The sequence below is a fragment of the Pseudomonas knackmussii B13 genome, assembly GCF_000689415.1.
In the GTDB taxonomy this organism is placed as follows: Bacteria; Pseudomonadota; Gammaproteobacteria; order Pseudomonadales; family Pseudomonadaceae; genus Pseudomonas; species Pseudomonas knackmussii.
In genome coordinates this window covers 1,906,864-1,920,102 of the sequence record NZ_HG322950.1, presented here as the reverse complement: position 1 = coordinate 1,920,102, position 13,239 = coordinate 1,906,864, and the positions used below count along the sequence as shown (strand labels likewise).

Genomic DNA, 13,239 nt, shown 5'->3' with positions numbered 1-13,239 from the left:
CTCAGGCGGCGACTTCGGTCGCCGCCGCGCTCTTCACGCCGCGACTGACCCACCAGCCGAAGATGCCGGCGGTGAAGAACATCAGCACGCCATAGATGGCCGCGGGAATGGCCATGGTCTGGTTGTTCAGCAGCGACGGGCTCAGCGCCAGGGCGATGGCCAGGGTGCCGTTGTGGATGCCGATCTCCATGCCGATGGCGATCGATTGCGGGCGCGAAAGCTTGAGCAGGCGCGGCGCCCAGTAGCCCACCGCCAGGCTGACCAGGTTGAAGCTCAGCGCCGCCGCGCCCACCACCGGGGCGTAGGTGACGAAGGTCTGCCAGTCCTTGCTCACGGCGATGCCGATGATCACCGCCAGCAGCAACGCCGAGAGGATCTTCACCGGCTTGGACAGCGCCGCCGCCACGCCCGGCAGCAGGCGGCGGATCAGCATGCCGATGGCTACCGGGCCGAGGACGATGACGAACACCTGCACCACCTTGCCGAACTGCAGCGGGATGGCTTGTTCGGCATCCATGAAGTAGGCCAGCGACAGGTTGACGACCAGCGGCATGGTGAGGATGGCGATCACCGAATTCACCGCGGTCAGGGTGATGTTCAGCGCTACGTCGCCGTGGGCCAGGTGGCTATAGAGGTTCGCCGTGGTGCCGCCGGGCGACGCGGCCAGCAGCATCATGCCCACCGCCAGCGCCGCCTCCAGGCCGAAGCCGAGGGTAATCAGGAAGCAGGCCAGCGGCAGCAGGAGGATCTGGCAGACCAGCCCGATCAGTACCGGTTTCGGGTAGCGCACCACGCGGGCGAAGTCGGCCAGGGTCAGCGACAGGCCGAGGCCGAGCATGATGATGCCCAGAGCGATGGGGAGGAAAAGGGTGAGCAAGGGGCTGGTGGTCATTGTTGTTCTCCGTGGGGGCACGCCGGCCGGCGGTCTACTGCCGCCGTAGGCCGATTCTTTCCTTTGTGTAGGACCTTGTAACTGTCTCTGGCGGCCAAAAGCGGGTCCAGGCGTAACAGAATGCGAATGACCCCGAGCGCCGAAAAAGCAGAAGGCGGATGACCGTCACCGATCATCCGCCTTGGCAAAGCAATCCACGCCGACTCAGATAGCCGTGGCGCCACCATCCACCGGCAGGGCGATACCAGTGGTGAACCCGGCGTTGTCGCTGCACAGATAAAGGACTGCCGAGGCGATTTCCTCGACCTTGCCGACCCGGCCGACCGGATGCATGGCGGCGGCGAACTCGGCCTTCTTCGGATCGACCTCGTAGGCGCGGCGGAACATGTCGGTGTCGATCACCGCCGGGCATACGGCGTTGATGCGGACTTTCTTCTTCGCGTATTCGATGGCGGCCGATTTGGTCAGGCCGATCACCGCGTGCTTGGAAGCTGCATAGATGCTCATCTTCGGCGCGGCGCCCAGGCCTGCCACCGAAGCTGTGTTGACGATGGCGCCGCCGCCCTGGGCGAGCATCACCGGAATCTGGTGCTTCATGCACAGCCAGACGCCCTTCACGTTGACGCCGATGATGGCGTCGAACTCGCTCTCCTGGCCGTCGGCCAGCTTGCCCTGCTCGATCTCGATGCCGGCGTTGTTGAAGGCGTAGTCGAGGCGGCCGTAGGCAGCCACGGTGCCGGCGACCAGCGCCTGGACCTCGGCGTCGCGGGTCACGTCGCAGCGGATGAAGGTGGCTTCGCCGCCGGCGGCGCGGATCAGCTCGACCGTGGCCTCGCCACCCTGGGCGTCGACGTCCGACACCACCACCTTGATCCCTTCGCGGGCAAAGGCCTGGGCGGTGGCGCGACCGATGCCGGCGGCGGCGCCGGTGACCAGGGCGACCTGGCCGGAAAGCAGCTGACTCATGGGAGATCCTCGAACGGAAAAAGGGAAACCCCGCGAGTCTAGCCAGCGGCCGGCCGCCGCGAAGCACTATCAGGAAGCCTTAGCGGCATTCATGTGCTGCACTGATGATCCTTCGCCCTCGAAATCACCCGAATCGATGGACCAGCATTCCCGGCGGGGACATCACTTGCCGATCGACCGCCCAAGTACTATCTCCTAGGACTTCCCCTCTCCATTCGAGATTCGAGGCCCCTGCCATGTCCGCTCCGCTGAACCGCCAGTTCGTCCTCGCCCAGCGCCCCCTCGGCGCCATCGACAACGACACCTTCCGCTACGTCGAGAGCCCGCTCGGCCAGCCCGGCCCGGGGCAGATCCTGGTGCGCAACCTGTACCTGTCGCTGGACCCGGCGATGCGCGGCTGGCTCAACGATGCCAAGTCCTACATCCCGCCGGTGGGCATCGGCGAAGTGATGCGCGCCCTCGGCGTCGGCCAGGTCATCGCCTCGAACAACCCGTCGTTCGCCGTCGGCGACCACGTGAATGGCGCCCTCGGCGTGCAGGACTACTTCCTCGGCGAGCCGAAGGGCTTCTACAAGGTCGACCCGAACCGCGCGCCGCTGCCGCTGTACCTCTCGGCCCTGGGCATGACCGGCATGACCGCCTACTTCGGCCTGCTCGACGTCGGCCAGCCCAAGGCCGGCGAAACCGTGCTGGTCTCGGCGGCGGCCGGCGCGGTCGGCAGCGTGGTCGGCCAGGTCGCGAAGATCAAGGGCTGCAAGGTCATCGGTATTGCCGGCGGCGAAGACAAGTGCCGCTACCTGGTGGAAGAACTCGGCTTCGACGGCGCCATCGACTACAAGAACGAGGATGTCGCTGCCGGCCTCAAGCGCACCTGCCCGAACGGCATCGACGTGTTCTTCGATAACGTCGGCGGTGAAATCCTCGATGCCGCCCTCTCCCGCCTGGCCCCGAAAGCGCGGGTGGTGATCTGCGGTGCGATCAGCCAGTACAACAACAAGCAGGCGGTGAAAGGCCCGGCCAACTACCTGTCGCTGCTGGTCAACCGCGCACGCATGGAAGGCATGGTGGTGATGGACTACGCCAACCGCTTCCCCGAGGGCCTGCGCGACATGTCGACCTGGCTCGCCGAGGGCAAGCTGAAATCCAAGGAAGACATCGTCGAGGGTCTGCAAACCTTCCCGCAGACGGTGCTCAAGCTGTTCAGCGGCGAGAACTTCGGCAAGCTGGTGCTGAAGGTCTGATGCCAGCCTGAAGCGCTTTTCGTAGGAGCGAGCTTGCTCGCGAATGACCGGGCACCGCCGCCGTTCGCGAGCAAGCTCGCTCCTACAAAGCCCCCTCTCGAAAACCTTCGTCTTCCTTGTGCACGACACTGACGCCTGCGGCTAAGCTCCAGCCCTGACGCCCCAGGAAGACCTCCCATGCCCCTCTCCCGCTGGCTCCCCGGCCTGCACTCGCTGCTGCATTACCGACGCGCCTGGCTGCGCCCGGACATCCTCGCCGGCGTCTCGGTCGCCGCCGTGCAGATCCCGACCGCCATCGCCTATGCCCAGGTCATCGGCTTTCCCGCCCAGGTCGGACTCTACGCCTGCATCCTGCCGATGCTGATCTATGCCCTGCTGGGCAGCTCGCGGCAGTTGATGGTCGGCCCGGACGCCGCCACCGCAGCCATGGTCGCCGCGGCCATCACGCCGCTGGCCGCGGGCGATCCGCAACGCCTGCTGCAACTGTCGATGATCGTCGCGGTCATGGTCGGACTGCTGTCCATCGCCGGCGGCATTGCGCGCGCCGGCTTCGTCGCCAGCTTCCTCTCGCGCCCGACGCTGGTTGGTTACCTCAACGGCATCGGCCTGAGCCTGATCGCCGGCCAGCTCGGCAAGCTGCTCGGCTACCACACCGAGACGAGCGGATTCCTCGTCGGCCTGCTGGCGCTGCTGCGCAACCTTGGCGCCACGCACCTGCCGACCCTCGCCCTGGGCGTCGCCACCCTGTTGCTGATGATTTTCCTGCCACGGCGCTTTCCCAAGGTGCCCGGCGCCCTGGTCGGCGTGCTCTTCGCCACCCTCGCCAGCCTGCTGCTGGGGCTAGAGCACTATGGTGTCGCGTTGCTCGGCGAGGTGCCCCAGGGCCTGCCGGAGCTGGCCTGGCCGCGCACCAGCGTCCAGGAGATCGGCAACCTGTTCCGCGACGCCCTGGGCATCACCATCGTCAGTTTCTGCAGCGCCATGCTCACCGCGCGCAGCTTCGCGGCGCGGCACGGTTACGCCGTCGATGCCAACCACGAGATGATCGCCCTGGGCGTGGCCAACATAGGCGCTGGCGTCTCCCAGGGCTTCGTCATCAGCGGCGCCGACTCACGCACCGCGGTGAACGACATGGTCGGCGGTCAGAGCCAGATGGTCGGGGTAGTCGCAGCGCTGGTGATCGGCATCGCGCTGATGCTGTTCAGCCGTCCGCTGGGCTGGATTCCCGTGCCCGCCCTGGGCGCCGTGCTGCTGATGGCTGGCTGGGGCTTGATCGACTTCGCGGCGCTCAAGGGGTTCTGGCGCCTCTCCCGCTTCGAGTTCGGCCTGTGCCTGCTGACGACCGTCGGCGTGCTGAGCGTCGGCGTGCTGCCGGGGATCTTCGTCGCCATCACCCTCGCCCTGCTGCGCCTGCTCTATCTCACCTACCGCCCAAGCGACGCGGTGCTCGGCTGGGTACATGGCATCGACGGCCAGGTGGAACTGAGCCGCTACCCGCAGGCGCACACCCTGCCGGGCCTGGTGATCTACCGCTTCGATGCGCCGCTGCTGTTCTTCAACGCCGACTACTTCAAGGAGCGCCTGCTGCAGGTGACGTCCGAAGCCAAGGCACCGCGCGCGGTGCTGCTTAACGCCGAAGGCATGCTCAACCTGGACGTCACCGGCATGTCGACCCTGCGCGAGGTGCAGGAAACCCTGGCCGCGCAGAACGTCCACCTGGCCCTGGCGCGGGTGCCCGAGCTGACCCTGGGCATGATGCGCCGCTCCGGTCAGTTGGGTGAGCTCAAGCCGCCGCTGCTGTTCAGCTCGGTGCGGGCGGGGGTGAATGCCTACCGGCATTGGTACAAGCGCCAGCATGAAACACCGGCGGTGAAGGTGTCGTAGGGCGTATAACGCTCCGCGTTATACGCCGATTGACCGTGACGACATTGCACTCGGAATCGAGCCCGGAGCCGATCGTCCGGCTCAACACCGAGGTCGGCGGGAACATCGGCCAAACGGCGTATAAGCGCGAACGGTTATACGCCCTACGCGCTGCCATTGGCGCGCTCGGGCTCAACTCCGAGGGGCGGTAATTTCGGTGAAACGGCGTACAACCGCGAACGGTTGCCCCCCCTACAGCCGGAACTGCCCCACCATCCCCTGCAGGTCGCGGCTGAGCTGAGCCAGCTCGACGCTGGAACTCGCCGTCGATTCCATCGCATGCGCTGACTCGTCGGCGATACCGCGGATGCTGGTGACGCTGCGGTTGATCTCCTCGGCCACGGCGCTCTGCTGCTCCGAGGCGGCAGCGATCTGCTGGTTCATCTGGTGGATCACCGCCACCGCCGCGGCGATCTCGTTCAGCGCGGACTCGGTCTGCTCGGCGTCCTCCACGCTCTTCTCCACCAGCTGATGGCTGCGTTGCATGCGCTGCACCGAGGTCTGCGCGCCGCTCTGCAGGGCGCTGATGAGCTTCTCGATCTCTTCCGTGGACTGCTGGGTGCGGCGGGCCAGCGCGCGCACCTCATCGGCGACCACAGCGAAGCCACGGCCCTGATCACCGGCCCGCGCGGCCTCGATGGCGGCGTTGAGCGCCAGCAGGTTGGTCTGTTCGGCCACCGCCTTGATCACGTCGAGCACGCTGCCGATGTTCTGACTTTCGCGGCCCAGTTGCTCGATGCTCTGGGTCGCCTGGCGCACCGCCTCGGCCAGCTCGCCGATGCGGCCAATGGTCTGGCGCACCACCTGCTGACCGCTGGCCACGGTGCTGTCGGCCTGTTCGGCAGAGGTCGCAGCCGCCTCGGCGTTGCGTGCCACCTCGTGCACAGTCGCGGCCATCTGGTTCATCGCCGTGGCGACCTGGTCGGTCTCGGCCTTCTGGTTGTTGACGCCCAGCTGGGTGCGTTCGGTGATGCCAGACAATCCTTGTGCCGAAGCGGTGATCTGCGTGACGCCATCCTGCAGGCGGCCGACGATGCCGCGCAGGCTATCAGCCATGCCCGCTACGGCGGTCTGCAACTGGCCGACCTCATCACGCCGACGCGCCTCGATGCTCAGGCTCAGGTCGCCTTCGGCGATGCGGCTGGCCGCGCCTATGACCTGGCGCAGCGGGCGCACGATCAGCAGGGTGATGAGCAGTGCAGCCAGGGCGCCGACCACCAGCGCCAGCGCCGCCGAGACCAGGATCAACAGGCCGCGGGTCTTCAGGTTGCCGGTCATGGCCGCCTGCTGCGCGGCGTAGGAGGCGTCCACCTGCTGCATCATCTCGCCGGCGCGTTGCGCCATCTGCTGGTGGGCCTGCTGCTCCTTGCCGAGGGCAGCCGAATAGTCGTTGAGGTTGCTGCCGAAGGCATCGATGTTGGTGGCCACGTCCTTGAGCACCGAGACGTAGGCGTTGTCGGTGATGGCGGCCTGCAGCTTGTGCGACAGCTCCAGGGCCTCGTCGGCGGACTTGATCTTGCCGTCGTCGGCGGCGGCCGTTCCGTCCTTCTGGTCCAGGCGCGCGCGGGCTTCGTTGAGCCCTTGCAGCACCAGGTGATAGAGCTGGCCAACCTGGGTCGCCTGCTGCAGCAACTCCTCGCCCTTCTGGCCCTGGCTCTGCTTGAGTTCGTAGGCGCCGTCGTCGGCCAGGCTCGATTGCAGGATGTCCAGGCTGTTGGACGCACTCGACACCGACCAACCGGCCGCTTCCAGCGCCAGGCGACGGCTCTTGCTGGCCTGCTCGAAGCGAGCGAAGGACTCCAGGTAGCCGGCGATGGCCTGTTCGACCCGCGCCATCGCCTCGGCCTGGTCAGGCTGAGCCTTGAGCTGCGCCGCGCGCTCGCCGATGCCCTTGGCCTGCAGTCGCAGTTGATCGGCGGCCTTGGGATCGGCGCTGAGCACGAAGTCCTTCTCGCTCTGGCGCATTTCCAGCACCTGGCGGTTGATCGCGCTCATGGCATCGAGCACGGCGAAACGCTGCTCGATGGAGCGCAAGGCACCGATGCCGATGGCCGCCACCAGCGCAGTCAGCAACAGCACGAGGCCGAAGCCGATGGCGAGTTTCTTCGCCGTCCCCAGATCGGCCAAGCGCCTTTGCACGAACGCGACCATAGTTACTGCCCCCCTGCCCTAGCTGTGCGGGAAAGTCTTCGTCGGAAGCTCTCCCGTTCTTTGTCGGTACCCTGGGGCGGAACATTAGGAGCGCGCCGACCGCCGGAACAAGGGCCGGTGGCGGTGCTGGCAAACCGATGGTGCGCACAGGCATGCGCAGGTCGCGCTCAGGACAGTCACGCGCCAATCGCCCGGCGCGCAACGGCGCGTGCGTCTATTTGGGGCGGACCATGCTGAAGGTGTCGCGGGTGCGGCAGTACTGGGTGCCGCCGAGGCGGCCGACCAGGTCCAGCTTCGCCGGATCGACATGGCGCTCGTCGCGCAGCACCGCGTCATCGATATGCGCCAGCAGTACGCGGGCGAAGATCAGGTAGCAGCTCGGCGCGTCGGCCGGGTACGGCTGGATCTGCGCCAGCTCGCACTCGAAGGCCACCGGCGCGCCGGCCACGCGCGGCGGCGCAACGCGCTCGCTGGGCAGCGTGGCGATGCCGGCATGCTCGAACTCGCTGGTGCCGTGCGGCAGGTTGGCGGCGGTGGCGTTCATCGCCTCGGCGTGTGCCGCATCGACCAGGTGAATGACCAGTTGGCCGGTCTCGCGCACGTTGATCAGGGTGTCCTTGACGCTGCCGTCATCGCGGATGCTGGTGTTGACCATCAGCGTCGGCGGCTCGTCGCTGATGACCTGGAAGAAGCTGAACGGCGCCAGGTTTCTGCGCCCGTCGGCGGACAGCGTGGAGACCCAGGCGATGGGCCGCGGGGTGACGGTCGAGGCCAGCCAACGATAGGCATCGGCGGGCGCGAGGGAGGAGAAATCGAGTTGCATCGACGAGGATTCCGGGCTGCGGGCGAGCCGGAATTATGCCCGCCCGCAACCTGCAAGCGGAATCAGCGACCGGCGCGCGACTCCTTGATGTAGAAGCGCGCCTTGGTCGCCTTGTCCAGGCAGCCGCCGTAGGACTCGACCTGCTGCTCGGTCTTGGCCGCGGTGATCAGGGTCAGCGCCTTGGAATAGCTGACGGTGCCGGCGAACCCCTCTGCTTTAGCAAGGTCCAGCTCGCGCCAGGCGGCACTCAGTTCGTTGGCACAGTTGTCGCGATTGACCGTAGTGCCGGAGCAACCGGCCAGTAGCAGAGCGAGGGCCAGCAGGGAAAGTACGGGCTTCATGTCGATCTCCATGGGGAAGCGGGCGACTTCCAGCTTAGTCGCCCGCCACGCATGGCGCCGGGGTCTACACTGCAAATCCTCTGAAACCGGAGGACTGCCACCATGCTCTACCAGGGAAGCTGCCATTGCGGCGCGATCGCCTTCGAGGCCGAAGCCGACGCCCCGATCACCGAAGTCACCAGCTGCAACTGCTCGATCTGCCGGCGCAAGGGCTCGCTGCTGTGGTTCGTGCCGCGCGCCAAGCTGACGCTGAAAACGCCGGAAAGCGCCATGAGCACCTACACCTTCCGAACCCACAAGATCGAGCACAAGTTCTGCGCCACCTGCGGCGTGAGTCCCCTGGCATTCGCTACCGCGCCTGACGGCACGCCGATGGCGGCGGTGAACGTGCGCTGCCTGCCGGATGTGGAGCTAAACGGGCTGAAGGTGAACGAGTTCGACGGCAAGAGCCTGTAATCCTCCGTAGGAGCGAGCTTGCTCGCGATCCTCGTCGCTGAGGAATGTTCGCGAGCAAGCTCGCTCCTACAGAGCAGGCGCTCAGCGCTTTGCGCGCTGACGCAGGTACTCCAGCACCTCGGCATGGTTGCCGCGAAACTCGATGCGCGAGGCCTTGCTCTGCAACTGGTAGGCGTACATAGGGTCGTAGTACTCGCCGAGCAGTCCCTCGATCCAGCCGCGATGCAGGTCGACCGCGCCACTGCCGCGCTGCTCGTCGAGCGCCGCGTCGAGGATCGCCGCCATGCGCTGGTAGCGCTCGCCGCCCAGGCGCTTGACGATGCCCGCCAGGCTCTTCTGCAGATAGGCCGCAAAGGCCTCGAAGCCCTCGTCCGGGTCGCCCTTCACGCTCACGAACTCGGCACACAGGTTGACCACGTAGTCCTTGAGGATGCGCTCGACGCGCCCCTCGAAGCTGTCCCCCAGCCACACCAGCGGATAGCCCTGCATGCCCTGGTAAAGCTCCAGCGGCAGCGAGCAGCTGCCGACGATGCGACCCTCGTCTTCCAGCACGAACTGCTCGATGCCGGCATGGCGCTTCTTCAGGATGTCGATGGCCAGGCGGTTCTCGAAATCGATCTGCGCCGGCTGCGGCGTGGCGCGGCGACCGAAACTGGAACCCCGGTGATTGGCGTGGCCCTCGAGATCGAGTGCGTTATCCAGCTCGGCGATCACTTCGGTCTTGCCGGTACCGGTGAGGCCGCCGACCAGCACGAAGCCGCACTCTTCGGTCGCAGCGCGGGTGGTGTCGAAGAGGAAACCGCGCATCGCCTTGTAGCCACCGACCACGCGCGGGTATTCGATGCCGGCTTCCTTCATCCATTGCTGGACGATCTGCGAGCGCAGCCCACCGCGGAAGCAGTACAGGTAGCCGTCCGGATGCTTTCGAGCGAAGTCCAGCCAGGCTTCGACGCGTTCCGCCTTGACCTTGCCGCAGACCAGCTCGTGGCCGAGGGCGATGGCCGCCTGCTGGCCGTGCTGTTTGTAGCTGGTGCCGACCTTCTGCCGCTCGATGTCGTTCATCAGCGGCAGGTTGACCGTGTGCGGGAAGGCACCCTTGGTGAATTCCACCGGGGCGCGGACGTCCATCAGCGGGACGTCTTCGAGGAAGAGCTCGCGGTAGTGCCGGGTGTTGTCGCGCATCAGGCCACCTCTACCGCGTGACGCTGTCGCTCGACCAGCTCGCCGATGGGGGCCAGTTGCAGCCCCAGTTCGGCGGCCACGGCGAGGAACTCCGCCTCCCCCTCCGGCGTCACTGCGACCAACAGGCCGCCGCTGGTCTGCGGGTCGCACAGCAGCAACTTGTGCAGCTCCGGAATCGGCGCGATGCGCTCGCCGTAGCTGTCGAAATTACGCAGGGTGCCGCCGGGGATGCAGCCCTGTTCCAGGTAGTACTCGACGTTCGCCAGGCGCGGCACCGCGTCGAAGCGGATGCGCGCGGTCAGCCTGGCGCCATCGGCCATTTCCACCAGGTGGCCGAGCAGGCCGAAGCCGGTGACGTCGGTCATCGCCGTGACCCCGGCGAGCTTGCCGAAGCGGCTGCCCGGCTTGTTCAGGGTGCACATCCAGTCGCGGGCCACGCCGACGTCCTCGGCGCGCAGCTTGGACTTCTTCTCGGCGGTGGTGAGGATGCCGATGCCCAGCGGCTTGGAGAGGTAGAGGCGGCAACCGGCGGTTGCGGTGTCGTTGCGCTTCATGAAGCGTTTTTCCACAAGGCCGGTGACGGCCAGGCCGAAGATCGGCTCGGGGGCGTCGATGGAGTGGCCGCCGGCCAGCGGGATGCCGGCTTCGTCGCAGACCTTGCGGCCGCCGGCGATGACTTCGCGGGCGATTTCCGGGGCCAGCACGTTGACCGGCCAGCCAAGGATCGCGATGGCCATCAGGGGGTCGCCGCCCATGGCGTAGATGTCGCTGATGGCGTTGGTCGCGGCAATGCGGCCGAAGTCGAAGGGATCGTCGACGATCGGCATGAAGAAATCGGTGGTAGAAACCACGCCGCGCTCGGCATCGATTTCGTAGACAGCCGCGTCATCGCGCGAGGCGTTGCCGACCCACAGCTTCGGGTCGAGGTTCTGCGCGCCGCTGCCGGCCAGGATCACCTCCAGCACCTTGGGGGAAATCTTGCAGCCGCAGCCTGCGCCGTGGCTGTACTGGGTGAGGCGGATCGGGTCGCTCATGGTGGCTCCGGAAGGCAGGGAATCGATCGGCCGATTCTAGCAAACACCCTTGGCGCGCCGCCCGCGCCGGGCGTATCGTCAAAAGTATCCGGCGCACCCAGCGTGGCTTCGCGCCGGTCCGTCGAAGCTTTCCGGGGGGACGACCGTCCATGTCGAAACAAGTGGCGCTGGTGCTGGGCTCCGGTGGCGCCCGGGGCTATGCGCACATTGGCGTGATCGAGGAACTGGAGCGGCGCGGCTACGAGATCGCCTGCATCGCCGGCTGCTCCATGGGCTCGGTGATCGGCGGCATCTACGCCGCCGGCAAGTTGCGCGAGTACCGCGAGTGGGTGGAGAGCCTCGACTACCTGGACGTGCTGCGCCTGCTCGACGTCAGCTTCCGCCTCGGGGCCATCCGTGGCGAACGGGTATTCGGCAAGATTCACGAGATTCTCGGCGAGATAAACATCGAAGACCTGCCGATCCCCTACACGGCGGTCGCCACGGACCTCATCAACCAACAGGAAATCTGGTTCCAGGAAGGCAACTTGCACCAGGCCATGCGCGCCTCGGCGGCCATCCCCAGCCTGTTCACCCCGGTCGTGCAGGGCAATCGCATGCTGGTCGACGGCGGCCTGCTCAACCCGCTGCCGATCGTGCCGGTAGTGTCCAGCCACGCCGACCTGATCATCGCGGTCAACCTCAACGGCACCAACGACAAGCACTATCAGCTGCCGACCATCGAGCGCCCCGCCGCGATCAAGGGCCGCTTCGACAGCCTGGTCGGCTCGCTCACCGACAAGCTGGCCTTTCTGCGCCGCCACAACGCCGAACTGGAGACGCCGCCGGAACTGCGCGCCGAGGCGCTGCTGATACCGGTGCCGGACAGCGAGGAAACCCCGCTGGCCACTCCGCAGCCAATCGCCGCGCCCCAGGCCAAGGGCTCGCCGCGCTCGGCCAGCGGCAGCCGGGTGATCGAGAGCAGCGGGCCGGCCTCGCTGCTGGAGCTGGTCAACCAGAGCTTCGAAGTGATGCAGACCTCGCTGGCGCAGTACAAGATCGCCGGCTACCCGCCGGACATCCTGATCAACGTGCCCAAGCGCGTGTGCCGCTTCTTCGAGTTCTACAAGGCGCCGGAACTGATCGCCCTCGGCCGGCAGGTCGCCAGCGATACGCTGGATCGCTACGAGGCGGAGAATTCCTGAACCACGGCAGGGTCAGGCGATCTGTTCGCCTTCGACCCCGGCGGCCTGCAGCAACAGCCAGTCGATCAACTCACGCAACTGCGGCGACGGTTCCCGGCGCTGCGGATAGACCAGGTAGTACGCCAAGCCGGTACGCACCTTCAGCGAGAAGGGCGCGACCAGGCGACCGGCGCGCAGATCGTCGCCGCTCAGCACCCAATCCCCCATCGCCACGCCGGCTCCCTGCACTGCCACCGACATGGCCAGGTCCAGGGTGTCGAAGTGCTGGCCCTTGCCGATATTTCTGACCCGCGTGCCGGCGGCGCGCAGCCAGGCTTCCCAGTCGCGCTGGTCGCGGGTGGGGTGCAGCAGCATGTGCCGTTCCAGGTCCGCGAAGGCCTCCAGCGGCTGGGGCCCGGCCAGCAGTTGCGGGGCGCAGACCGGCGTCAGCTGCTCGTCGAACAGGCGATGACAGGACAATTGCTCGTCCGGCTGGCCGCCGTAGATCACCGCGGCATCGAACTCCTCGCTGCGGAAATCCACCGAGTGCTGCACGGTGGTGGTCAGCTCCACCGGCACGTCCGGTCGCTCGGCCTGCCACTGCAGCAGGCGCGGCAGCAGCCAGCGCATGATGCAGGTGGGCGCTTTAAGCTGCAGCGCCTCGCGCTTGCCGCCGACCTCGCCCACGGCTTCTTCGATCAGTGCGAACACCTGCTGGATGCGCGGCAGCAGCTCGCGCCCCTGTGTCGTGAGGCTCAGCCCGCGGGCCTGGCGCTGGAACAAGGGATAGCCCAGGTGGCTTTCCAGGCCGGCGATCTGCCGGCTCACCGCGCCCTGGGTGATATGCAGCAGACCGGCCGCATGGGTGAAATTGCAGCACTGCGCGGTGACCAGGAAGGTGTGCAGAGCAGGCAGGGGGGGAAGCCGCTTCATCGATGCCCAGGCATGAGGTGAGAACATGCCTAGTATGACAAATTTTGGTTTGTCAGCACCTGGCGCCGGCAGGCTCAATCCCGTCTCCCATGCGCGCCCCCTCGACTGCCTCCCTGCCCCTCGCCCCTTGTCTG

The 13,239-nt window shown here is 66.8% G+C and carries 12 protein-coding genes and 1 pseudogene; 4 read left to right on the top strand and 9 right to left on the bottom strand.

What is annotated here, in order from left to right:
• Window position 1 precedes the first annotated feature (1 nt).
• Both PKB_RS09210 and PKB_RS09205 read right to left on the bottom strand, forming a co-directional pair.
• Window positions 2–892: a bile acid:sodium symporter family protein gene (locus PKB_RS09210; RefSeq protein WP_043251010.1), complete on the bottom strand. Its 891-nt coding sequence runs from the start codon at window positions 890–892 to the stop codon at window positions 2–4.
• 204 nt (window positions 893–1,096) lie between these two features.
• Entirely contained in the window at window positions 1,097–1,858 is a 762-nt protein-coding gene (locus PKB_RS09205; protein ID WP_043251008.1) for an SDR family oxidoreductase, read from the bottom strand.
• A gap of 236 nt (window positions 1,859–2,094) precedes the next feature.
• Between PKB_RS09205 and PKB_RS09200 the strand changes: the two genes are divergently transcribed.
• Together PKB_RS09200 and PKB_RS09195 are read left to right on the top strand one after the other, a co-directional pair.
• Window positions 2,095–3,099 carry an NADP-dependent oxidoreductase gene (locus PKB_RS09200; protein ID WP_043251005.1) on the top strand — a complete coding sequence of 335 codons (1,005 nt, stop codon included), beginning with the start codon at window positions 2,095–2,097 and terminating at the stop codon, window positions 3,097–3,099.
• A gap of 177 nt (window positions 3,100–3,276) precedes the next feature.
• The gene (locus PKB_RS09195) at window positions 3,277–4,983 is read left to right on the top strand and encodes a SulP family inorganic anion transporter (RefSeq protein WP_043251003.1); all 1,707 of its coding nucleotides are present in this window, start codon (window positions 3,277–3,279) and stop codon (window positions 4,981–4,983) included.
• A 231-nt stretch (window positions 4,984–5,214) separates the two neighbouring features.
• Here the strand turns inward: PKB_RS09195 and PKB_RS30530 are convergent, their stop codons facing one another.
• The 4 genes and pseudogenes from PKB_RS30530 to PKB_RS09180 all read right to left on the bottom strand — a co-directional run bounded on the left by PKB_RS30530 (window position 5,215) and on the right by PKB_RS09180 (window position 8,337).
• Complete coding sequence (locus tag PKB_RS30530) at window positions 5,215–5,928, bottom strand: methyl-accepting chemotaxis protein (RefSeq protein WP_422613533.1); 714 nt, start codon at window positions 5,926–5,928, stop codon at window positions 5,215–5,217.
• Between the two features lie 144 nt (window positions 5,929–6,072).
• A pseudogene (locus PKB_RS30525) lies at window positions 6,073–6,300 on the bottom strand (HAMP domain-containing protein); the annotation flags it as partial.
• Window positions 6,301–7,387: 1,087 nt separating this feature from the next.
• Window positions 7,388–7,996, bottom strand: coding sequence for a flavin reductase family protein (locus tag PKB_RS09185; RefSeq protein ID WP_043250997.1), 609 nt, complete (start codon window positions 7,994–7,996; stop codon window positions 7,388–7,390).
• A 62-nt stretch (window positions 7,997–8,058) separates the two neighbouring features.
• The gene (locus tag PKB_RS09180) at window positions 8,059–8,337 is read right to left on the bottom strand and encodes a hypothetical protein (protein ID WP_043257102.1); all 279 of its coding nucleotides are present in this window, start codon (window positions 8,335–8,337) and stop codon (window positions 8,059–8,061) included.
• A gap of 102 nt (window positions 8,338–8,439) precedes the next feature.
• On the opposite strand from PKB_RS09180, the gene PKB_RS09175 reads away from it, so the two are divergent.
• Window positions 8,440–8,793, top strand: coding sequence for a GFA family protein (locus PKB_RS09175; protein WP_043250995.1), 354 nt, complete (start codon window positions 8,440–8,442; stop codon window positions 8,791–8,793).
• A gap of 81 nt (window positions 8,794–8,874) precedes the next feature.
• On the opposite strand, the gene mnmH is transcribed toward PKB_RS09175, so the two are convergent.
• Together mnmH and selD are read right to left on the bottom strand one after the other, a co-directional pair.
• A complete protein-coding gene (mnmH, locus tag PKB_RS09170; RefSeq protein ID WP_043250994.1) occupies window positions 8,875–9,975 on the bottom strand; it encodes a tRNA 2-selenouridine(34) synthase MnmH in 1,101 nt (366 codons plus the stop codon).
• Window positions 9,975–11,009, bottom strand: a complete 1,035-nt coding sequence (selD, locus tag PKB_RS09165; RefSeq protein ID WP_043250992.1) for a selenide, water dikinase SelD — start codon at window positions 11,007–11,009, stop codon at window positions 9,975–9,977. Before selD ends, mnmH begins: the two co-directional genes overlap by 1 nt.
• Window positions 11,010–11,158: 149 nt before the next feature.
• Between selD and PKB_RS09160 the strand changes: the two genes are divergently transcribed.
• Complete coding sequence (locus PKB_RS09160; RefSeq protein ID WP_043250990.1) at window positions 11,159–12,193, top strand: patatin-like phospholipase family protein; 1,035 nt, start codon at window positions 11,159–11,161, stop codon at window positions 12,191–12,193.
• A 12-nt stretch (window positions 12,194–12,205) separates the two neighbouring features.
• Here PKB_RS09160 and PKB_RS09155 read toward each other — a convergent pair whose 3' ends face one another.
• Complete coding sequence (locus PKB_RS09155; protein WP_043250987.1) at window positions 12,206–13,105, bottom strand: LysR substrate-binding domain-containing protein; 900 nt, start codon at window positions 13,103–13,105, stop codon at window positions 12,206–12,208.
• Window positions 13,106–13,239: the final 134 nt, after the last annotated feature.